Below are 19,733 nucleotides of genomic sequence, written 5' to 3' on the forward strand. Positions count from 1 at the left end.
AAAAAGATGCAATCATTTAAAAATGTAGAGTTAATTAAAAAAGCAAATGTTTACTTTGGTGGTAATGTTACAAGTAGATCATTTGTGGATGAAAATGGTGAAAGTAAATCATTAGGTATTATGTTAGTAGGTGAATATAAGTTTGGAACAAATGCTGCTGAGCTTATGGAGATAATTGATGGTGAAGTTGAAGTAAGACTTGATGGAAGCCAAGAGTGGAAAACTTATGGTGCAAATAGCTCTTTTAGTGTTCCTGCTAATTCAAGTTTTGATATAAAAGTAAAAACAATAACTGATTATTGTTGTTCATATATTAAATAGGTTTACTAATGGAAGAAAAAGAACCTAAACATCAAGGTAAAATTAGAGCTTTAGATAATTTATCTTTAGGTATTTCAATTGTTGCAGCTATTTTAATTGGGGTAGCTATTGGAATGGGATTAAGACATCTATTTGGATACAATTGGTTATTATGGCTTGGAATTGCTTGGGGAATAGCAGCTGCTGGATTAAATATTTATAAAGCTTTTAGAAGAGCTCAAAAAGAGTTTGAAGGTTTAGAAAATGATCCAAGATATGCCCATAGGGCAAAATATGGTGATAACAAATATAATGATGACGATGATTAAAAGTTTTGCAAAGGTCTTCTTTTTAGTTGACCTTTGTATTATTATATATGCTTTGGTTTTTCAATCATCTCTTTGGCTGTTAAACTCACAAGTTGCTTTTTTTGCTTCTATGTTTGTAACTATTGCTTCTTTTTTATCATATAGAAGAAATGTACAAAATAGATTATCAAATCTTGATACTTCAAAACAGTTAAAAGATGAACCAAGAGATAAAATAGATGAAATTGATGATCCATATGACCTATATTCAGAAGATATTGAACCTGTAAAAGAAGAGGATTTAACTGCCCAAAAAATAAAACAGATTATTCAAGAAGAAAAAGCAAAAGTTAAAAGAAACTCTTTTAAAAATACAGTTTTCTCAGCAGGTGGATTTGTATCAATATATAGAGTAATAGGTTATGCATCTTTAATATTTGGATTTTTTGCTTTAAATAACAATAATTTATTTATCCCCGTAGCTTTTTTAGTAGGTTTAGGAATAGTTCCTATAGCTGTATTATTTACAAAGTTTATTTTAAAATCAGAGGTAAATCAATAGAAATTTTTGATTTATCTTTTGTTAAAATAAAGTAAGCATTTGTTTCATCAAATTTAAAGTTTGTAAAATCTGCACCATTTTCCCCAGAAACTTCAATAGAAATCAATGAATATTTTTTACCTTCAAGTTTAATATACTCACCAATTTTTAACATAACTGTTGTTGTAATAGTTGATGAAGTTTTAAAACAATCCAATGTGGCATTTAAAACTTTTATAATTTCACTAGCATTTAATTTAAAATCAGGAATAGAAGGGTCATAATTTTTAATATATTTAATATCTGATTTTAATTTCATTGCAGAAATTGATAAATCAACTAAAGTAAAAATATTTCCCATATCACTATTTTTAGTATTTAATTTAGACTCTTTTTTACCCATTGTACTTTTATATAGTTTAATATTAATAGCCTCTTCATCTTCATATGAAATAGTAACCGCATAAAAAGTATAATTTTTTAAATGTAAGTCTATATATGTAGTTTCAACACCAAAAGTTTTTGGTGCATATTTAATAGCAATGTCAAATATCTCTTTTTGAGATATTCGACTAAGTAGAAATTGGGCTTCTTGATTTGAGTAGAGTATTTTTCCACTCGAAGAAAATGAAATTATTGGATTTAAATCTAACTCTACCCAATTCTCAAAGAAGTTCCCCATTTTTTTAACTCTCTACGTAATTTTTAAGATTTTTCCCAACTTTTGGGTGTTTTAATTTTTTAATAGCACTTGATTCAATTTGTCTAACTCTTTCTCTAGTAACATTTAACTCTTTACCAATTTCTTCTAAAGTTCTATCACTAGCATCTTCCATAAGTCCAAATCTCATTCTAACTACTGCTTGTTCTCTTTCATTTAGTTGTGCAAGGATTTGATCAATTTGACCTTGTAAATCCTCTTTCATAATATTATCAATTGGAGTTGGTGCTTTTTCATCTGGAACAAAGTCTCCAAATTTACCATCATCATCACTTCCAATAGGTGCTTCAAGTGAAACAGGTTCTTTTGTAATTTTAATAACTTGTTTTACTTTATCAACTGGTAATCCAACTTCTTTTGCAATATCTTCTACATCTGGTTCTTTACCATTTTCTTGAATACCTTTTCTAATAATTTTATTAATTCTATTAATAGTTTCAATCATATGAATTGGAATTCTAATTGTTCTTGCTTGGTCAGCAATTGCTCTACTAATTGCTTGTCTAATCCACCAAGTTGCATAAGTAGAAAATTTATAACCTTTTTTATATTCAAACTTATCCACAGCTTTCATAAGACCAATATTTCCTTCTTGGATTAAATCTAAGAAAGGTAATCCTCTATTTGTATATCTTTTTGCAATAGATACAACAAGTCTTAAGTTAGATTTAGCCATTCTAGTTTTAGCTTGGTCTGTTATTTGCTTTCCTCTTTTAATTTGTTCTAAAACATCTTTTAATTCTTGAGGGTCTAAATCAAATCCATCTTTACTAGCTTCAGCTGTTTGGAAAAGTTTTTTAATCTCCATATAAGTACTTACCATTGTTGCTTCTGGAACCATTGCTGTAATTTGAGCTTTTGAAAGATTTAAAATATTATCTAAAATCTTTTGGTGATTCTTTTTAAGCATATCATTAAATAATGGTAATTTATACTCTAATCTTTTTAACTCATTATCAAAACCACTATCTGATTTAAGTGCAGTTTCCATAGCTTTTACAATTTCTGTAATAAGTTTTGAAGTTGGACCTAAGTCTAATAATGCTTCTTTTAAAATTTTCTTTTTAAAAGCAACTGATAAATTATATTGCATAACATCAGATTCGTCATCAGATTTAGCTGTTTCTTTTACTTGGAACTTCAACCATTCTTTTTTTGCTTTTTCTAATATTTTAAAAGCTTCGATAATAGTTTCAGCTCTTTTATCTAGTTTCTTTTGTTTTTTACCTTTTGATTCGTCCTCATCTGATTCTTCACTATCAGAATCCTCTTCATCAATATCTTCTTCATCAGTATCTTCATCTTCTGTTTCTTCGTCATCAGAATCTTCATCATCAAAGTTTCTAAATAACTCTTTTACTTTTCTTTCTCTGTTTACTAAAGGCTCTCTATACTCTAATATAAAATCAATTAAGTATGGAACATAACAGATAGCATCAAGAATAATATCTTCACCCATTTCAATTTTTTTAGAGATTTCAATCTCTTCTTCTTTTGTAAGAAGAGGGATTTGTCCCATCTCTCTTAGATACATCCTAACTGGTGAATCTGAACGACTCCATTCTAAAAGCTCTTTACTTTTTAGTAAGTCATAAACATCCTCTTCATTCTGTTTTAGCTTATTTCTATGCTCTTCTTTTCTTTTAGCCTCTTCTGCGTTCATTCTTTTAGCTTGTTCTTGTGCAGTTATAAGTGAAACATTATATAGTTGCACTAAAGCTATAAGTTTTTTAACGTTTGCTGAAGAAGGAGCTTTAGGAAAGATTTTAATGATTTTTTCGTAAGTTAAAATAGAATCTTTGTACTCTTTAACAATTTGTTCTATCGATTTATTTAAATCTTTTACACTCATATAGTAAAGTTCCTTATTTAAGATAGTCATATATTATACCCAAATTAGTTAAAAAAATAATTAATTTTACCTCTTTAATCTATTATTTTTAAAAAATTAGGTAAAATGCGTCTTCTTTTGAACAAATGGTATGGGAAGTACTAAATTAAGGACAGAATATGAATGTAATTACTGGTAAAGTATGGAACTTCGGAGCTAACATCGATACTGATGTTATTATTGCAGCAAGATATTTAAATAGCTCTGATCCAGAGCACTTAGCAAAATATGTTATGGAAGATGCAGATCCTGATTTTCCAAAGAAGTTAAACAGAGGCGATATTATCGTTGCTGGAGAAAACTTCGGTTGTGGTTCAAGTAGAGAGCATGCTCCAATCGCATTAAAAGCAGCTGGTGTTGCTGCTGTTGTAGCACCATCTTTTGCAAGAATTTTTTATAGAAATGCTTTTAATATGGGGTTACCAATTTTTGAATTACCTGAGGCTTTAGAGATTAAAGAGGGAGAGGAAATCTCTATTGACCTTGATAATGGTAAAATTATAAATAACACAACTAATAAAACTTATGAATTTATTCCTATCCCTGAGTTTATGCAAGAGCTAATTGCTAGTGGTGGATTAATAAACTACGCAAAAGCTGAAATAGCTAAAGGAAAATAATGAAAAATTATAATATTTCAATAATTAAAGGTGATGGTATTGGACCTGAGATTGTAGATGAAGCAATTAAAGTATTAGATGCTGTTTCATACTCTTGTGGATTTACATTAGAGTATAAAGAGTATTTAATGGGTGGAATTGCTATTGATATGACAGGAACTCCATTACCAAATGAGACAGTTACTGGTGTTTTAGAATCTGATGCTTGTTTATTTGGTTCTATTGGTGGAGAGAAGTGGGATACACTTCCAAGGGAATTAAGACCTGAGACTGGACTTTTAAAGTTTAGAGAGGCTATGGGAGTTTATGCTAACTTAAGACCTGCTGTTATTTATGATGAACTTTTAAATGCTTCAACATTAAAACCTGAAGTTATTGAAGGTTGTAATATTATGGTAGTAAGAGAGCTTATTGGTGGAATTTATTTTGGTCAGCCAAGGGCAAATGATGGTTTTAAAGCTTATAATACTATGGTATATACAAAACCAGAAATTCAAAGAATTGGTAAACAAGCTTTTGAATTAGCTATGAAAAGAGATAAAAGAGTATGTTCTGTTGATAAAGCAAATGTTCTTGAAGTTTCTCAATTATGGAGAGATACTATGGAAGAAGTTGCAAAGGATTATCCAGAAGTTAAACTTTCTCATATGTATGTAGATAATGCTGCTATGCAACTTGTAAGAAATCCAAGACAATTTGATGTTATTGTTACTGGAAATATTTTTGGTGATATTTTATCAGATACTGCTTCAATGGTTGTGGGGTCTATTGGCTTATTACCTTCAGCATCAACAGGTGAAAAAACAGCTATATATGAGCCAATTCATGGAAGTGCACCTGATATTGCTGGTCTTGGAATAGCAAATCCTATTGCAACAATTGAAAGTGCTGCTATGATGCTTAGATACTCTTTAGGTGAAGAAGAAGCTGCAAATAAAATTGAAGCTGCAATTAAAAGAGCATTAAAAGAGGGTTATAGAACAAAAGATATAGCTGCTTATGATGCAAAACAAGTAGTTACAACTGCTGAAATGGGTGATATTATCGCTAACTTTATAAATAAATAAGAGGCTAGGTCTCTTATTTATGAAAACTTTTATTTCCCTTTCGGGAGTTTTCCTTTTTTTTAGTTTTATTTTTTCTATTCTTTATGAATTTAAACTATTTCCTACACTTTTTATTAGTGGTGCTTTAGCTTTTTTTAGTGCAACAATTCTTTTTCATAAATTATCCTCTTTTCAAAAAGTTTTTATTTCTTTACTTTTTTTATTAGGTCTAATATTTTGGGCGATTTCATATAAGATTAATCCAACTTTAGATTTAACAAAAATGGTAACAGCAAATCAGTTTTTATTAACACTTTTAATAGGGGTACATTTTTTAAGACTTATTTCTTTTTCAAAAAAACAAGAAGAAAAAGAGCTTCCAAGGGGTAAAAATACTTTTTTTAAAACCTATTTAAGTATTCATCTTTTTGGTTCAATTATTAATTTATCTTCTGTTTTATTAGTTGCGGATAATTTATATAAAAAAGCAAAACTTTCAAAAGAACAACTAATTGTTGTAACTAGAGCTTTTTCTTCTGATGCTTTTTGGTCTCCTTTTTTTGTTGCTTTTGCAGCAGCAATTACTTATGCACCAAATACGCAAGTAAGTCATATTATTTTTTATGGAATATTTATAGCTTTTATAGCTTTTGTTTTCACTTATTTTGAATTGAAAAAAAGTAATATTTATAGTTTAAATAATTTTGTTGGTTATCCAATTTCTATGGAAACTTTATGGTTGCCTTTTACTTTATTGATTCTTGTTTTAATCTCTCATAATATTTTACCAAATATAAAAGTTATAGTTTTGATTTCTTTTTTTTGTATTTTAATAACTTTTATTACTTTGTTATTTACACAACAAATTAAAGAAATAATAAATAAATTTTCAAATCATATAGTTGAAAAACTTCCTTCTATGTATTCAGAATTAATATTATTTTTAGTTGCAGGTCTATTTGGTACAGGAGTTAGTAATCTTTTATTGGTAAATAATATTACTTTACCTTTTGATACTTTTAATGCACTTAATGCCTCTTTAACTTTATTTGTAATTATATTAGTTTCATATATAGGAATTCATCCAATTATTTCCATTTCTATTTTAGGAAATTTATTAAATAATATAGATGCAAATCATACTTTTATGGCAACAATGTTTTTAATGTCTTGGGCTATTTCAGTAGGTGCAAGTCCTATTTCTGGATTAAATTTAACTTTACAAGCTAGATATAAGGTGAATTTAAAAGACATTTATACAATTAATATTAAATATGCACTATTTATGTATTTTATTTGTGTTATTTTTTTAGTTGCTATTTTTAAGTTTATTTAAATATACAAAGCCAAATTTATTTTTTTTATGATAAAATCAGACAAAATATTTTAGATATGGAAAAATTATGGCTGAAAAAAAGTTTAGATTAGTAACTAGAAGTGATATGGATGGACTAGTTTGTGGTACTTTACTTAAGTATTTAGGTATTATTGATGAAATTACTTTTGTACATCCTAAAGATATGCAAGATGGTAAAGTTGAAATTACTTCAAATGATATAACTACAAATCTACCTTATGTAGAAGGTGTATATTTAGCTTTTGACCACCATTTTAGTGAAACACTAAGAAATGAAAAAAGAGATAATCATATAATTAATGCAGATGCTCCAAGTGCAGCAGAAGTTGTTTATCAATATTATGGGGGAGATGAAAAATTTCCTTCTAAATTTAGACCAATGATGGAAGCTTCAAACAAAGCTGATAGTGCTGCTTTTACAATTGATGATATTTTAAATCCAAAAGGATGGGAGCTTTTAAGTTTCCTAATGGATAGTAGAACAGGACTTGGTAGATTTAGAGATTTTAGAGTTTCAAACTATCAATTAATGATGGATTTAATTGATTATTGTAAAGACCATGATATAAATGATATTTTATCACTTACTGATGTAAAAGAGAGAGTTGATTTATACTTTAAATATGAAGAAGAGTTTAAAGAACAACTAAAAAGATGTACAAAAGTTTATAAAAATCTTTTAGTAATTGATTATAGAGATGAAGAGATAATTTATCCTGGAAATAGATTTATGGTATATGCAATGTATCCTGAAGCAAATATTTCTATTCATGCTGTTTGGGGAAAAGATAAACAAAATGTAGTTTATAGTATAGGTAAATCAATTATTAATAAAACTTCAAATACAAATGTAGGTGAATTAATGCTTAAATATGGCGGTGGAGGTCATAAAGCAGCAGGTGGTTGTCAGCCAAACCATGAAGAAGCACCAAAAGTTTTAGAAGAATTAATTAAAAAAATAAATGCAGATGGTTAAAAGATAAGTTAATTTAACTTATCTTTTAAAAGCTTAAAAAACTCCTCAAAAGAGGGTAGATTTAAATTTGCAACTCTTTGTTTTTTACCCCACATTGGTTCAGGGAAAAAAGAATCCTCTTTAAATCTTGCCATAATATGAAAATGTACATGAGGTACATAATTACCAAATGAAGCAATATTTATTTTTGCTGGGTTAAAATATTTTATCATCTCTTTTTCTATAATATCTAACTTGCTGCAAATCTCTTCTTTTACTTCTTTGGGACATTGACTAAATTCTTTGTAGTTTTGTATAGTAAAAATCTTAAGCCAAGGAATTTCACTCTCTTCAATTTCTATTTTAATTAATTCATTTATATATATATAAGACATTCTTTTTCCTTTAATTTTTTGGATTTTATCAAAAAAAATACTAATAGAATATAAATTGACATAATGTATAAGTAATTCAACATACTTTAAGTTATAATTAAATATAATCCAATTCCATTTTTCAACCAAAAAGGAATTTTTTATAAAATATTTGTGTTTTATAAAGAGTTGGGCAGAACCGGAAAAAAGCAAATAATCCTTATCTACATATAGATTTAAGGTTGTTTTAGCTTGGCTCCGCCGATTTTATCACAATATTGTGATATGAAAAATCGGGGCGAACTACAAAAAAGTTAGTGCAATGCACTCTTTTGAGAAAGCAAATTTGCTTTTTTCAGTGTAGTTCTTCCCTGTTGTAAAGTGGTAAATAACACAAAAAAGAGGACAAGACTTATGAAAGTAAGAGCTTCAGTTAAAAAAATGTGTGATAAATGTAAAGTTATCAAAAGAAAAGGGATCGTAAGAGTAATTTGCGATAACAAAAAACACAAACAAAGACAAGGATAAAAAAACATGGCTAGAATTGCAGGTGTTGATTTACCAAATAAAAAAAGAATGGAGTATGCATTAACATACATTTATGGTATTGGTTTACATAACTCTAGATTAATCTTAGATGCGGTTGGGATTGATTACAATAAAAGAGCTTTTGAATTAACAGAAGACGAAGCAGCAGCTATTAGAAAAGAAATCCAAGAAAACTACATGGTAGAAGGGGATTTAAGAAAAAAAGTTGCTATGGATATTAAAGCTTTAATGGATTTAGGTTCATACAGAGGTTTAAGACATAGAAAAGGTTTACCTTGTAGAGGGCAAAAGACTAAAACTAATGCTAGAACTAGAAAAGGTAAAAAGAGAACTGTTGGTGCAGCAACTAAGTAAGGATAACTGATGGCAAAAAGAAAAGTAACTAGAAAAAAAATAGTAAAAAAGAATATTGCTGACGGAATCGTACACATTGCAGCAACATTCAACAATACAATGGTAACAGTAACTGACAATGCTGGTAATGCAATTGCATGGTCAAGTGCTGGAAACTTAGGTTTCAAAGGTAGTAAAAAATCTACTCCATTCGCTGCTCAACAAGCAGTAGAAGATGCAATGACAAAAGCTATGGAACACGGAATTAAAAATGTTGGTATCAAAATCCAAGGACCAGGTTCAGGTAGAGATACAGCAGTTAAATCAGTTGGTGCTATGGATGGTATCAGAGTTACATGGTTAAAGGATGTTACACCACTACCACACAATGGTTGTAGACCTCCTAAGAGAAGAAGAGTGTAAGGAGTAGGTAATGGCAAGATATAGAGGACCAGTAGAAAAAATCGAAAGAAGACTTGATGCAGATCTTGGACTTAAAGGTGAGAGAAGATTAGCAGGTAAAAGTGCTTTAGAAAAAAGACCATATGCTCCAGGTCAGCATGGACAAAGAAGAGCAAAAATCTCTGAGTATGGTTTACAATTAAGAGAGAAACAAAAAGCTAAATTTATGTATGGTGTTTCTGAAAAACAATTCAGAAAATACTTTAAAGAAGCTGCAAGAAGAGAAGGTAATACAGGGGCTAACCTTATTACTTTAATTGAACAAAGATTAGATAACGTTGTATATAGAATGGGATTTGCTACAACTAGAGCAAATGCTAGACAATTTACAACTCATGGACATGTTTTAGTAGATGGGAAAAAAGTAAATGTTCCTTCTTACATTGTAAAACCTGGACAAAAAATTGAAATTAAAGAAAAATCTAAATCAAACCCACAAGTTGTTAGATCTTTAGAATTAACAAACCAAACTGGTATTGTTGAATGGGTTGATGTAGATAAAGATAAAGTATTTGGTATTTTTACAAGAATCCCTACAAGAGAAGAAGTAGTTATTCCTGTTGAAGAAAGATTAATCGTAGAGTTATATTCTAAATAATAAATAAGGTAGCATATGAAAAAGTTTGCAGACACACCGTTTTTACCGACAGAAGTTGAAATAGAAGCTATCAGTGATACTGAAGCTAAAATATCAGCATATCCATTTGAGAGTGGTTTTGCAATAACTTTAGCTCACCCTTTAAGAAGACTTCTATTAAGTAGCTCAATTGGATACGCTCCAATTGCAGTGAAAATAGAAGGTGCTAATCATGAGTTTGATTCTTTAAGAGGTATGCTTGAAGATATAGCTATTTTTATAATTAATCTTAAAAATATTAAGTTTAAAATCAATAGTGATGAAGAGCAAGTTATAGTAGAATATTCTTTTGATGGTCCAAAAGAGATTAAAGGTGCAGATTTAGCTAACGCTGATGTTGATGTTGTTAGTCCAGATGCACATTTAGCTACAATTAATAGTGATTGTAATTTAACTTTCTCAATTATTATTCAAAAAGGTATTGGTTATGTACCTTCTGAAGATATTAGAGATATAGTTGGACCTGATTACATTCCAATTGATGCATTCTTCACACCTGTAAAAAAAGTTGTTTATGATATTGAAAAAATGTTAGTTGAAGATAATCCTAACTATGAAAAAGCTGTATTTACTGTACAAACAAATGGTCAAATTACACCAATTACTGCATTTAAAGAAGCAGTATCTGTTATGTACTCTCAAATGTCAGTATTTAATAAAGTTTTTGATTTATCTGAAGTAACTGTAAATGATTCTGGTGAAGAGCCAGTTGAATTAAAAGACTTAATCGTAAAAATTGATGATTTAAATTTAAGTGCTAGAAGCTTTAACTCTTTAGATAGAGCAGGATTAAAATATCTTGGTGAATTAGTACTTATGAGTGAAGTAGAAGTTAAAAATATCAAAAACTTAGGAAAAAAATCTTTTGATGAGATAGCTGAGAAATTAGATTCACTAGGTTTCCCAATTGATAATACACTTCCAGAGAATATTGCGTCGGCTTTAAGAAGAAAGCTTGAACAATTAAAAGCATAGTAGTAAAGGTTAAATATGAGACATAAGCACGGATATAGAAAGCTAAATAGAACTTCTTCTCATAGAAAAGCATTGTTAAAAAACTTAGCAATCGCTTTAATTGAAAGAGAAAAAATTGAAACAACAGTTCCAAAAGCTAAAGAATTAAAAAGATATATTGAAAAATTAGTAACTGTATCAAGAAATGCTGATTTTAATACTCACAGACAAGTATTTGCAGCTTTACAAGATAAAGAAGCTACTAAAAAATTAATCAATGAAATTGCACCAAACTACGTAGGTAGAAATGGTGGATATACTTCTATTATCAAAACAAGAATTAGAAGAGGTGATGCTACACCTATGGCATTTATCTCTTTTGTTAAATAATTAGAAATTATTTACTTTTTAAGGGATAGGGGCTTTGCCTCTATCCCTTTTTTTATTCCTAAAAAATTTTATTATCTCCTTTTTTGCTTTACTAGAATTTAATCATTTTTTTTATATAATATCGCGTAATACTATATTTGTAAACAAATTTTAGGAGCAATAATTGATAACTCTAAAAGAAGCACTACAACTAAGTAGTGAGGAAATTAAAAACTTAAGAGAAGAATTAAAAACAAAGATTAAAAAGAGTAATATAGGTGCTTATGTAGAACAATTAACAAATAGTGATATCTCAATTTCTGGTGAAGGTATTCCTATTGCTATTAAAGATAATATAAATGTTAAAAATTGGGAAATTACTTGCTCTAGTAATATTTTAAAAGGTTATGTATCTCCTTATAATGCTACTGTTATTGAAAATCTTGAAAAAGCTGGTTTAAGTGCTTTTGGTAGAACTAATATGGATGAATTTGCAATGGGAAGTTCAACAGAATCTTCTTGTTATGGAAAAACTTTAAATCCAGTTGATAACTCAAAAGTTCCAGGTGGAAGTAGTGGAGGTAGTGCTGCTGCTGTTGCAGGTGGGATTGCTATTGCTGCATTAGGAACAGATACAGGTGGGAGTATTAGACAACCTGCTGCTTATTGTGGTTGTGTTGGTATGAAACCAACTTATGGAAGAGTTTCAAGATATGGAATCACTGCTTATTCATCATCTTTAGACCAATGTGGACCAATAACTCAAAATGTTGAAGATGCTGCTATTTTATATGATATTATTTCTGGTCATGATGTAAAAGACTCAACTTCTGCTAATATTGAATATACAAAAGTTAGTGAAAATTTAAATAGTGATAGAAAACTTACAATTGCAGTAATTGAAAACTTTATTGAACAAGCAAGTAGTGAAGTTAAAAATGGATTTAATAAAGCAGTTGAAGCATTAAAAGAGGCTGGACATACAATTGTTTATAAAAATATGGTAGATACTTCAAAAATACTTTCTTCATACTATATTGTTGCAACTGCAGAAGCTAGTGCGAATTTAAGTAGATTTGATGGTGTAAGATATGGAAATAGAAAAGGAAATGGTGGCTTAAAAGATATGTACACTCAAACAAAATCTCAAGGTTTTGGTCCTGAAGTACAAAAAAGAATTATGCTAGGAAGCTTTGTATTAAGTTCTGGATATTATGATGCTTATTATATTAAAGCTCAAAAAGTTCGACATTTAATTAAAGATGAGTATGAAGAGATTTTTAAAGAGGCAGATTTAATTTTATCTCCTGTATCTCCTACAACTGCTCCAGAATTTGGAAGCTTTAAAACTTCATTAGAGATGTATTTAAGTGATATTTATACAATTTCTATTAACTTAGCAGGTCTTCCAGCTATCTCACTTCCTGTTGATAAAGATAATAGTGGAATGCCAGTTGGTGTTCAATTAATTGGTAAAGCATATGATGAACAAACAGTATTTGATGGTGCTTTATCTTTAGAAAAAACAGTTAACTATACAAAATAATTATAAGGGGATATTAGATGAAAATTAGAAAAAGAGCATTGACATTTGAAGACGTTTTATTAGTACCAGCTAAATCAGAAGTATTACCTAAAGAGGTTTGTTTAAAGACAAAATTAACAAAAAACATTAGTTTAAATATCCCTTTTGTAAGTGCAGCTATGGATACGGTAACGGAGTATCAAGCTGCTATTGCAATGGCTAGATTAGGAGGCATTGGAATAGTTCATAAAAATATGGATATTGATGCTCAAGTATTACAATGCAAAAAAGTAAAAAAGAGCGAATCTGGTATGATTATTGATCCTGTTACAATTACACCAGAACAAACTTTACAAGATGCAGAAGATATTATGGCATCTTACAAAATCTCAGGTGTTCCTGTGGTAGATGAGAATAATACTTTATTAGGTATTCTAACAAATAGAGATATGAGATTTACAAAAGATTTCTCTCAATTAGTAAAAGATAAAATGACTTCTATGCCTCTTATTACTGCAAAAGAGGGTACAACATTAGACGAAGCTGCTGATATTATGCACCAAAATAAAATTGAAAAACTTCCAATTGTAAATAATGATAATAAACTAATCGGTCTTATTACTATTAAAGATATTAATAAAAAAAGAGAATATCCAAATGCAAATAAAGACGAGTTTGGAAGATTAAGAGTTGGTGCAGCAATTGGTGTAGGACAAATAGATAGAGCTAAAGCACTTGTAGAAGTGGGTGTTGATGTTTTAGTATTGGATTCTGCTCATGGTCACTCAAAAGGTATTTTAGATACTGTTAAAGCTATAAAAGCTGAATTAAATGTGGATATTATTGCAGGAAATGTTGCAACTGCTGAAGCTACAAGAGATTTAATTTTAGCTGGAGCTGATGCTGTTAAAGTTGGAATTGGACCTGGTTCTATTTGTACAACTAGAATTGTTGCTGGTGTTGGTGTTCCTCAAATCTCTGCTATTGATGAGTGTTCACAAGAGGGTGCTAAACACAGTGTTCCTATAATTGCTGATGGTGGTATTAAATACTCTGGTGATGTTGCAAAAGCATTAGCAGTAGGAGCTAGCTCAGTTATGATGGGAAGTGCTTTAGCAGGTACTGATGAAAGTCCTGGTGAAGTTATTTTATTCCAAGGAAGAAAATTTAAATCTTATAGAGGAATGGGAAGTATTGGTGCTATGACTAAAGGTAGTACAGATAGATATTTCCAAGAAGGAACAGCTGCTGATAAACTTGTACCTGAAGGTATTGAAGGAAGAGTTGCTTATAGAGGAAGTATTGCTGATATTATCCACCAATTTACAGGAGGATTAAGAAGCTCTATGGGGTATTTAGGAAGTAAAGATATTCCAACATTCCAAGAAAAAGCTGAATTTGTAGAGATTACAAGTGCAGGTCTTAGAGAGTCTCATGTACATGATGTAACTATTACAAATGAAGCTCCAAACTATCATATATAATATTTAATTACTTTAGAGACAGTTTTCTGTCTCTAAATATTTATCTACTTTAACTTTTTAATCTAAAAATATTTTTTTTATATTTTAATTGTCATTTAAATTTTGATATACTAATGTTTATTTATAAAAAAGTGAGTTTTATGAAAAAACTTAGTATTTCAACTATATTTATCTTAGGCTTTTTTTTCAATCTTTTTGCAAATGAATTAGAGCAAATAACTAATTATCAAGTTCTAAATAAATCAATAATCAATAAAGGTATATCTTATACTATCTTGCGCTCTTTTAGTAAAAATTTAAATAAATATTTTTTAATTGTAGATGAAACTACTTTACATACAAAAGTTGTAAATGCCTCAAGTTTAAAAATAAGTGAACCAAGTATTAAACAAACCAAATATAAAAAGCTTTTAAAGCAGTATTCAAAAGAGCCTTTTACTTTACAAAACTATGGTTTAAAACATATTAATTCAAACTATATTTATCTTACTGCTGATTTATGTCCTTCTTCAAAATATGGATATGAAAAAGAGTTTATTAATGCTCTTATTTCTAGGCATAAAAAGGCAGTTCCTATTACATTTTTTATTTCTGGACTTTGGATAGAAAAACATAAAAATGAGTTTTTAGAGCTAATCTCTTATCAAAAAGAAAATAAACTAGATATTACTTGGGCAAATCATACTTTTACTCACTATTATAATCCTAAAGAACCCCTTGAAAGAAACTTCTTATTATCAAAAAATAAAGATATAACTAATGAAATATTAGAACTTGAAAAGTTGCTTTTAACTTATAATATAACCCCTTCTATTTTATTTAGATTTCCCGGATTAGTATCAAATAAACAAACTGCTTTAATAGTAAATAGTTTTGGTTTAATACCTGTTGGAAGCGATACTTGGCTTGCAAAAGATGAAAAGATTAATAAAGGAAGTATTATATTAATTCATGCTAATAAAAATGAACCAAAAGGAATAGAAATTGCCAAAAAATCACTACTTGAAAATAATAATTTTTCTCTTCATAATATATTAGATAATTTAAAATAAAAATCTTTAATTAAGTTAATTAGTATATAATTTACACTTTATTTGAAAAAATTAAAAGGAATAATAATTATGAAAATAGCAGTTTTTTGTGGTTCAAGTATGGGAAATAATATAAAATATTTAAATGCTACAAAAGCTTTAGGAAAATTTTTTGCTCAAAATAATATTGATGTTGTTTATGGTGGAGGAAAAGTAGGACTTATGGGTGCTATTGCTGATTCTGTTATGGAAAATGGTGGAAAAGTTTATGGGGTAATTCCAGAAAAATTAAAAAGTAAAGAGTTAGCTCATACGGGTATTACTGAACTTCATGTGGTTTCAACAATGCATGAAAGAAAAGCTATGATGGCAGAACTTGCTGATGCTTTTGTTACACTTCCTGGTGGTGCAGGTACTTTAGAAGAGATATTTGAAGCTTGGACTTGGGCACAACTTGGTTATCATAATAAACCTTGTGCTTTTTATAATGTTGATGGTTTTTATGATAAATTATTTGAATTGATTAATAATATGTGTGAATGTGAATTTTTAAAGCCTGAATACTCTAATATGCTTATAAAAACAGATAATAAAGAGGAATTATTGGAAGCTATTAAAAATTATAAAGCTCCTTTAAATAAGTGGTAATAAAAGAGTTTTTAACTCTTTTATATAATTATTTCACCCTTTGGTGTCTTTCTAACTTCTTCTATTTGAAATGTGGCATTTGCTATATTTCTTGTAGTTGTATCAAAATATGTTTCTACAATTTTATGTATAGTTTTCATTTCATCTTTTGTAAATAAAGTTTCATCAAACTCTTCTTCCATTTTTAAAAATCTAAGTTCAATAAATTTTTCTTTTTCTTCCACTTCAATATCTAAATAATCAAGTAATTCTTGAATAAGATATAATCTTTCATCCTCTTCTTCTAAATCTTCACCATTTGCAATAATATCAAAAATTTCACCTAGAACTTTTGGTTCAGGGTTTCTTGAACTTTTTATATATTCCTCACCAAAAATCTTTTTACCACAAAATTTTAGATGATTAAAATCCATTAAAAACAACATAATAGATAGTTTTTTATCATTTAAATGTTTTACTTGTTTATGTAACATATAAAGTATAACATTTGCAACTTTTGTTATATCCATATTAAAAAATCCTTTAAATATTTAGCGAAGTATAACAAAATTAAACATAAAGATATTAAATCTTCCAATGGCTTAATTTTGATTTATCTACATTTTCTCTAACAGTATTACATAATTGAGGGAAAAACTCTAAAAAATCTTTTTCAAGATTCTCAATATTTGTTGATACAATATTAAAATAATTTATTGTTTTATCTCTTAAAAGAAGTCTTTTTGAGATTCTTTTATCTACTCTTTCAAAGGTTTTGTATAAGTCTTCTAAAGAGTTATATTTATTTAGTAAATCAAACTCAATTAATCTTTTTAAATAAGTTTGTGCATTTAAAGGAAGAGTTGGAAGATTTGACATTGCTTGTTTATAAAATTCATTTAAAAATAACTCTTTGGAAATATTTGAAAAGTTTTGCCAATTTTTTGTTAATAAATAATCATAAGTAAGATCAACTACTACTGCTTTTAATAAACCTTTTTTTCCAAGTCTTTCTTTGCTAGATTTAAAAAGTATGTGGGAGTCTGTATAAGAGTCTATAAGTTTATGAATTCTCATACCTTTTTGTAAAGAAATACTTGCCCCTTCCCAAACTCTACCTTTTAGTGGATCTGCAAGATAATTTCCAATTTGAAAATCAATATTTTTTTCAGAAAGAAAGATATGAGCTAGCCAATTCATATATTATATTTAATGATTAAAAATCATCTTCATTTTTCATATTTTCTAAAGCAGCTAATATATCTTCAGCTTGTTGTATTGATAATTTATCTTCTTCAATAGCTTTTAAAGTTTCATCAAAATATCTTTTTAAATCTTTTAAATATTGAAGTTCTTCTTTATCTTCTTCTGTAGTTACTTGGTCTTCTACTTCTTCTATACTCTCTATAAGCTCTACTAGTACATCATTTTCAAGTAATTGTTTTAATTCTTCTATTTTAGAATTCAATTTATATCCTTATGTTTTTTTACATAGTATAGCTAAAATTTATTAAACCCAAAACATAATCTTTGCTAAAATAGTGATAATAATAGTTAAACAAAAAGCAAATAAATGAAAATGTTTCATTATTTTAAAAGGTTCTTTTTTCCTTATTTTGCAACTAAGAGAGTAAAGTATTCCTAAAGCTATAATCAATACTAAAAAGAATTTTACTAAAAGTAAAATTTGTAAGTTAGTCTCTATATAACCTAAAGATGAATTAATATATTTTGAAAACATATATCCACCACTAAGTATTAATAACAGCACAGAAAAAGGATAGATTTTAACTGCTTTATTATATATAGGTTTTTTTATCTCTTGTGCATTCTCATATTTACTATCTAAAGCTTTAATTACAAATATATCTGCAAATAAAAATCCTATAAAGATAATTGCACAAAAAAGATGAATTAAAAGCATAATATTATATATTTGCATTTTTTCTCCTTATTAATTTTGATAATTATATTCAAAAAAATAAGAAGTTTATTTGATTGAAATCAATATTATTTTAAATAATAAAGAAGAAAATAGCTATAATCCCAATAATTTGATAATCTTTTAGGAAAAAAATGCAAATACTTTTATCTTTTATACTTACTTTAAATATATTATATGCTCAAAATCTAATAGAAAAAAATGGAAAATTTTATGAAAATAAGAAACTATATTCTGGGGAAATAAAAAAAGAAAAGTTTTTCTTAAATAGCTTTAGTGAAGAGATAACAACATATAAAAATGGAGATATTATTGCAAAAAAAAGATATGTTTATGAGAAAAACCAAGTGGGGTATACTAATAAATATATAAAAGATTTAATCTCTTCAGAATATATCTGGGATTTTAATAAAAATAGAATTTTATATAAAGGTTATTATTTAGGGAATCTAAGAGAAGAGGGCTTTTTTGATTTTAAATTTAAAAAAGTAGGTATTTGGAAAAAATACTTTTATGGAGATTTGTTAAAAGAAGAGTTTAATTATGACCTTTATAATGAATATTTTTCAAATAAAGATGATTTTTATGTTCCAAAAGAAAAATGGCAAGAGTTTGAAAAAAAATATGAGTATAAAGAAACCTCAGTTTATTATGATGAAAAAGGAACTCTTTTTATTCCTGATAAAAATTTTAAATATTCTACTTTTAATGGAACAGTGAAACATTTAGTAAATGAAAAACCTATTTTATCTTATAAATATAAAGATGGTTTTTGTTATGAAAATATAGAATACTATTATAATGGAAAAAAGAAAAGTGAGATGATTTTAGAAGAAAAAGAGTTTGGTTTTTTTAAAAAGAAAAAGTGGGTAGGGGTATTAAAAAACTACTATTATAATGGGAAGATAAAAGAAGAATTTACAATTACTATAGGAAAAGCATATAGAAGTGAATTGGATGTTTTAAAAAGCTCTTTAAATCCAGCAAATACTAAAAGTTTATCTCCGGGAGTTTATGAAACCTTTTCAACTTCTGGACCTTTTAAACAATATTATTCAAATGGACAATTAATGGTTGAAGGAGAAAACTATAATAAAAGTAATAATATTGAAGAGTTGATAATATATGATAAAAATGGAAATAGAATATTTTTACAATAACTTAAATACTTTGCTTAATAAAGAATAAACTTGTTATAATTTTTGTATCTACTTAAAAAGGATAAGTTATGGATACTATTTTAAACTATATTAAAATTAATGATAAAATATCTACTTCTGGACAACCTACACTTGAAGAGTTAAAAATAATTGCAGATAATGATTTTAAAGTAGTAATAAACCTAGCCTTATCAAACTCCTCATTGGCTTTGGAAAATGAAGATAAAATTGTAAGTCAATTAGGAATGACATATATTCATATTCCTGTTGATTTTGAAAATCCTGAAATTGATAACTTAAAGATTTTTTTAGCAATTTTAAATAGTTTTACAAATATAAAAGTTTGGGTTCACTGTGCTAAAAATTATAGAGTAACTGCTTTTATGTATGTTTTTCATAAATACTTTTTAAAAACTCCTTTTGAAAATATTAACCTTTCAATGTTTGATATATGGACTCCAAGTAAGAAATGGCAGGAGTTAATGAAAATATCATTGGAAGAGTTGCAAAATAGCTAACAAAGACACTTTTATGAATGTTTTTGATA

26 protein-coding genes are annotated in these 19,733 nt (G+C 27.8%); 19 read left to right on the forward strand and 7 right to left on the reverse strand.

The window, feature by feature from the left end:
- Positions 1-6 precede the first annotated feature (6 nt).
- Genes ppnP through AMYT_RS06340 form a run of 3 tightly spaced genes read left to right on the forward strand, consistent with a single transcriptional unit; the run spans position 7 to position 1,170 of the window.
- Positions 7-321: a pyrimidine/purine nucleoside phosphorylase gene (gene ppnP / locus AMYT_RS06330; RefSeq protein ID WP_114841711.1), complete on the forward strand. Its 315-nt coding sequence runs from the start codon at positions 7-9 to the stop codon at positions 319-321.
- Between the two features lie 8 nt (positions 322-329).
- The gene (locus AMYT_RS06335) at positions 330-629 is read left to right on the forward strand and encodes an AtpZ/AtpI family protein (protein WP_114841712.1); all 300 of its coding nucleotides are present in this window, start codon (positions 330-332) and stop codon (positions 627-629) included.
- The gene (locus tag AMYT_RS06340; RefSeq protein WP_228197907.1) at positions 595-1,170 is read left to right on the forward strand and encodes a hypothetical protein; all 576 of its coding nucleotides are present in this window, start codon (positions 595-597) and stop codon (positions 1,168-1,170) included. Before AMYT_RS06335 ends, AMYT_RS06340 begins: the two co-directional genes overlap by 35 nt.
- On the opposite strand, the gene AMYT_RS06345 is transcribed toward AMYT_RS06340, so the two are convergent.
- Complete coding sequence (locus AMYT_RS06345) at positions 1,142-1,831, reverse strand: hypothetical protein (RefSeq protein WP_114841714.1); 690 nt, start codon at positions 1,829-1,831, stop codon at positions 1,142-1,144. The two genes, AMYT_RS06340 and AMYT_RS06345, sit on opposite strands and share 29 nt — an antisense overlap.
- 4 nt (positions 1,832-1,835) lie before the next feature.
- Complete coding sequence (rpoD, locus tag AMYT_RS06350) at positions 1,836-3,722, reverse strand: RNA polymerase sigma factor RpoD (protein ID WP_114841715.1); 1,887 nt, start codon at positions 3,720-3,722, stop codon at positions 1,836-1,838.
- A gap of 158 nt (positions 3,723-3,880) precedes the next feature.
- Between rpoD and AMYT_RS06355 the strand changes: the two genes are divergently transcribed.
- From AMYT_RS06355 to AMYT_RS06370, 4 genes are all read left to right on the forward strand, one after another.
- Positions 3,881-4,381, forward strand: a complete 501-nt coding sequence (locus AMYT_RS06355; protein WP_114841716.1) for a 3-isopropylmalate dehydratase small subunit — start codon at positions 3,881-3,883, stop codon at positions 4,379-4,381.
- Positions 4,381-5,448 (forward strand): 3-isopropylmalate dehydrogenase, encoded by a 1,068-nt coding sequence (leuB, locus tag AMYT_RS06360; protein ID WP_114841717.1) that lies wholly within the window; start codon positions 4,381-4,383, stop codon positions 5,446-5,448. Before AMYT_RS06355 ends, leuB begins: the two co-directional genes overlap by 1 nt.
- Before the next feature lie 19 nt (positions 5,449-5,467).
- The gene (locus AMYT_RS06365; RefSeq protein WP_114841718.1) at positions 5,468-6,763 is read left to right on the forward strand and encodes a tellurium resistance protein TerC; all 1,296 of its coding nucleotides are present in this window, start codon (positions 5,468-5,470) and stop codon (positions 6,761-6,763) included.
- Between the two features lie 67 nt (positions 6,764-6,830).
- Positions 6,831-7,760, forward strand: a complete 930-nt coding sequence (locus tag AMYT_RS06370; protein WP_114841719.1) for an exopolyphosphatase — start codon at positions 6,831-6,833, stop codon at positions 7,758-7,760.
- A gap of 8 nt (positions 7,761-7,768) precedes the next feature.
- Here the strand turns inward: AMYT_RS06370 and AMYT_RS06375 are convergent, their stop codons facing one another.
- On the reverse strand, positions 7,769-8,134 hold the full coding sequence (locus AMYT_RS06375) for an HIT family protein (protein WP_114841720.1): 366 nt from the start codon (positions 8,132-8,134) through the stop codon (positions 7,769-7,771).
- A 393-nt stretch (positions 8,135-8,527) separates the two neighbouring features.
- On the opposite strand from AMYT_RS06375, the gene rpmJ reads away from it, so the two are divergent.
- From rpmJ to AMYT_RS06425, 10 genes are all read left to right on the forward strand, one after another.
- Positions 8,528-8,641 carry a 50S ribosomal protein L36 gene (gene rpmJ / locus AMYT_RS15225; protein ID WP_079577253.1) on the forward strand — a complete coding sequence of 38 codons (114 nt, stop codon included), beginning with the start codon at positions 8,528-8,530 and terminating at the stop codon, positions 8,639-8,641.
- 6 nt (positions 8,642-8,647) lie between these two features.
- Positions 8,648-9,016: a 30S ribosomal protein S13 gene (gene rpsM, locus AMYT_RS06385; protein ID WP_114841721.1), complete on the forward strand. Its 369-nt coding sequence runs from the start codon at positions 8,648-8,650 to the stop codon at positions 9,014-9,016.
- 9 nt (positions 9,017-9,025) lie between these two features.
- Positions 9,026-9,418: a 30S ribosomal protein S11 gene (gene rpsK / locus AMYT_RS06390; RefSeq protein ID WP_114841722.1), complete on the forward strand. Its 393-nt coding sequence runs from the start codon at positions 9,026-9,028 to the stop codon at positions 9,416-9,418.
- A gap of 10 nt (positions 9,419-9,428) precedes the next feature.
- Positions 9,429-10,055: a 30S ribosomal protein S4 gene (rpsD, locus tag AMYT_RS06395; protein WP_114841723.1), complete on the forward strand. Its 627-nt coding sequence runs from the start codon at positions 9,429-9,431 to the stop codon at positions 10,053-10,055.
- A 15-nt stretch (positions 10,056-10,070) separates the two neighbouring features.
- Positions 10,071-11,069, forward strand: a complete 999-nt coding sequence (locus AMYT_RS06400; protein WP_114841724.1) for a DNA-directed RNA polymerase subunit alpha — start codon at positions 10,071-10,073, stop codon at positions 11,067-11,069.
- A 15-nt stretch (positions 11,070-11,084) separates the two neighbouring features.
- Entirely contained in the window at positions 11,085-11,438 is a 354-nt protein-coding gene (gene rplQ, locus AMYT_RS06405) for a 50S ribosomal protein L17 (protein ID WP_114841725.1), read from the forward strand.
- 163 nt (positions 11,439-11,601) lie between these two features.
- Complete coding sequence (gene gatA / locus AMYT_RS06410; RefSeq protein WP_114841726.1) at positions 11,602-12,963, forward strand: Asp-tRNA(Asn)/Glu-tRNA(Gln) amidotransferase subunit GatA; 1,362 nt, start codon at positions 11,602-11,604, stop codon at positions 12,961-12,963.
- A 17-nt stretch (positions 12,964-12,980) separates the two neighbouring features.
- Positions 12,981-14,426, forward strand: coding sequence for an IMP dehydrogenase (gene guaB / locus AMYT_RS06415; RefSeq protein WP_114841727.1), 1,446 nt, complete (start codon positions 12,981-12,983; stop codon positions 14,424-14,426).
- A 140-nt stretch (positions 14,427-14,566) separates the two neighbouring features.
- Positions 14,567-15,478, forward strand: coding sequence for a polysaccharide deacetylase family protein (locus AMYT_RS06420; RefSeq protein ID WP_162919478.1), 912 nt, complete (start codon positions 14,567-14,569; stop codon positions 15,476-15,478).
- Between the two features lie 69 nt (positions 15,479-15,547).
- Complete coding sequence (locus AMYT_RS06425) at positions 15,548-16,105, forward strand: LOG family protein (RefSeq protein ID WP_114841729.1); 558 nt, start codon at positions 15,548-15,550, stop codon at positions 16,103-16,105.
- A 20-nt stretch (positions 16,106-16,125) separates the two neighbouring features.
- Here the strand turns inward: AMYT_RS06425 and AMYT_RS06430 are convergent, their stop codons facing one another.
- The 4 genes from AMYT_RS06430 to AMYT_RS06445 are packed head-to-tail and all read right to left on the reverse strand — an operon-like array spanning position 16,126 to position 18,026.
- Entirely contained in the window at positions 16,126-16,614 is a 489-nt protein-coding gene (locus AMYT_RS06430) for a type II toxin-antitoxin system antitoxin SocA domain-containing protein (protein ID WP_114841730.1), read from the reverse strand.
- 55 nt (positions 16,615-16,669) lie between these two features.
- Positions 16,670-17,284, reverse strand: coding sequence for an acyl carrier protein phosphodiesterase (locus tag AMYT_RS06435; RefSeq protein WP_114841731.1), 615 nt, complete (start codon positions 17,282-17,284; stop codon positions 16,670-16,672).
- Positions 17,285-17,300: 16 nt separating this feature from the next.
- Entirely contained in the window at positions 17,301-17,552 is a 252-nt protein-coding gene (locus AMYT_RS06440; RefSeq protein ID WP_114841732.1) for a hypothetical protein, read from the reverse strand.
- A 42-nt stretch (positions 17,553-17,594) separates the two neighbouring features.
- Positions 17,595-18,026, reverse strand: a complete 432-nt coding sequence (locus tag AMYT_RS06445; protein ID WP_114841733.1) for a hypothetical protein — start codon at positions 18,024-18,026, stop codon at positions 17,595-17,597.
- A 134-nt stretch (positions 18,027-18,160) separates the two neighbouring features.
- Here AMYT_RS06445 and AMYT_RS06450 point away from each other — a divergent pair, with 134 nt between their 5' ends.
- Entirely contained in the window at positions 18,161-19,186 is a 1,026-nt protein-coding gene (locus tag AMYT_RS06450) for a hypothetical protein (RefSeq protein ID WP_114841734.1), read from the forward strand.
- A 68-nt stretch (positions 19,187-19,254) separates the two neighbouring features.
- Positions 19,255-19,704: a protein tyrosine phosphatase family protein gene (locus tag AMYT_RS06455; protein ID WP_114841735.1), complete on the forward strand. Its 450-nt coding sequence runs from the start codon at positions 19,255-19,257 to the stop codon at positions 19,702-19,704.
- Positions 19,705-19,733 lie beyond the last annotated feature (29 nt).

This window comes from Malaciobacter mytili LMG 24559, assembly GCF_003346775.1.
GTDB lineage: Bacteria > Campylobacterota > Campylobacteria > Campylobacterales > Arcobacteraceae > Malaciobacter > Malaciobacter mytili.

Excerpts from the sequence above, each read along its gene's own strand:
- ppnP (WP_114841711.1), top strand. The coding sequence starts at position 7 with ATGCAATCATTTAAAAATGTAGAGTTAATTAAAAAAGCAAATGTTTAC.
- AMYT_RS06335 (WP_114841712.1), top strand. The coding sequence starts at position 330 with ATGGAAGAAAAAGAACCTAAACATCAAGGTAAAATTAGAGCTTTAGAT.
- AMYT_RS06340 (WP_228197907.1), top strand. The coding sequence starts at position 595 with ATGGTGATAACAAATATAATGATGACGATGATTAAAAGTTTTGCAAAG.
- AMYT_RS06345 (WP_114841714.1), bottom strand. The coding sequence starts at position 1,831 with ATGGGGAACTTCTTTGAGAATTGGGTAGAGTTAGATTTAAATCCAATA.
- rpoD (WP_114841715.1), bottom strand. The coding sequence starts at position 3,722 with ATGAGTGTAAAAGATTTAAATAAATCGATAGAACAAATTGTTAAAGAG.
- AMYT_RS06355 (WP_114841716.1), top strand. The coding sequence starts at position 3,881 with ATGAATGTAATTACTGGTAAAGTATGGAACTTCGGAGCTAACATCGAT.
- leuB (WP_114841717.1), top strand. The coding sequence starts at position 4,381 with ATGAAAAATTATAATATTTCAATAATTAAAGGTGATGGTATTGGACCT.
- AMYT_RS06365 (WP_114841718.1), top strand. The coding sequence starts at position 5,468 with ATGAAAACTTTTATTTCCCTTTCGGGAGTTTTCCTTTTTTTTAGTTTT.
- AMYT_RS06370 (WP_114841719.1), top strand. The coding sequence starts at position 6,831 with ATGGCTGAAAAAAAGTTTAGATTAGTAACTAGAAGTGATATGGATGGA.
- AMYT_RS06375 (WP_114841720.1), bottom strand. The coding sequence starts at position 8,134 with ATGTCTTATATATATATAAATGAATTAATTAAAATAGAAATTGAAGAG.
- rpmJ (WP_079577253.1), top strand. The coding sequence starts at position 8,528 with ATGAAAGTAAGAGCTTCAGTTAAAAAAATGTGTGATAAATGTAAAGTT.
- rpsM (WP_114841721.1), top strand. The coding sequence starts at position 8,648 with ATGGCTAGAATTGCAGGTGTTGATTTACCAAATAAAAAAAGAATGGAG.
- rpsK (WP_114841722.1), top strand. The coding sequence starts at position 9,026 with ATGGCAAAAAGAAAAGTAACTAGAAAAAAAATAGTAAAAAAGAATATT.
- rpsD (WP_114841723.1), top strand. The coding sequence starts at position 9,429 with ATGGCAAGATATAGAGGACCAGTAGAAAAAATCGAAAGAAGACTTGAT.
- AMYT_RS06400 (WP_114841724.1), top strand. The coding sequence starts at position 10,071 with ATGAAAAAGTTTGCAGACACACCGTTTTTACCGACAGAAGTTGAAATA.
- rplQ (WP_114841725.1), top strand. The coding sequence starts at position 11,085 with ATGAGACATAAGCACGGATATAGAAAGCTAAATAGAACTTCTTCTCAT.
- guaB (WP_114841727.1), top strand. The coding sequence starts at position 12,981 with ATGAAAATTAGAAAAAGAGCATTGACATTTGAAGACGTTTTATTAGTA.
- AMYT_RS06420 (WP_162919478.1), top strand. The coding sequence starts at position 14,567 with ATGAAAAAACTTAGTATTTCAACTATATTTATCTTAGGCTTTTTTTTC.
- AMYT_RS06425 (WP_114841729.1), top strand. The coding sequence starts at position 15,548 with ATGAAAATAGCAGTTTTTTGTGGTTCAAGTATGGGAAATAATATAAAA.
- AMYT_RS06430 (WP_114841730.1), bottom strand. The coding sequence starts at position 16,614 with ATGGATATAACAAAAGTTGCAAATGTTATACTTTATATGTTACATAAA.
- AMYT_RS06435 (WP_114841731.1), bottom strand. The coding sequence starts at position 17,284 with ATGAATTGGCTAGCTCATATCTTTCTTTCTGAAAAAAATATTGATTTT.
- AMYT_RS06445 (WP_114841733.1), bottom strand. The coding sequence starts at position 18,026 with ATGCAAATATATAATATTATGCTTTTAATTCATCTTTTTTGTGCAATT.
- AMYT_RS06450 (WP_114841734.1), top strand. The coding sequence starts at position 18,161 with ATGCAAATACTTTTATCTTTTATACTTACTTTAAATATATTATATGCT.
- AMYT_RS06455 (WP_114841735.1), top strand. The coding sequence starts at position 19,255 with ATGGATACTATTTTAAACTATATTAAAATTAATGATAAAATATCTACT.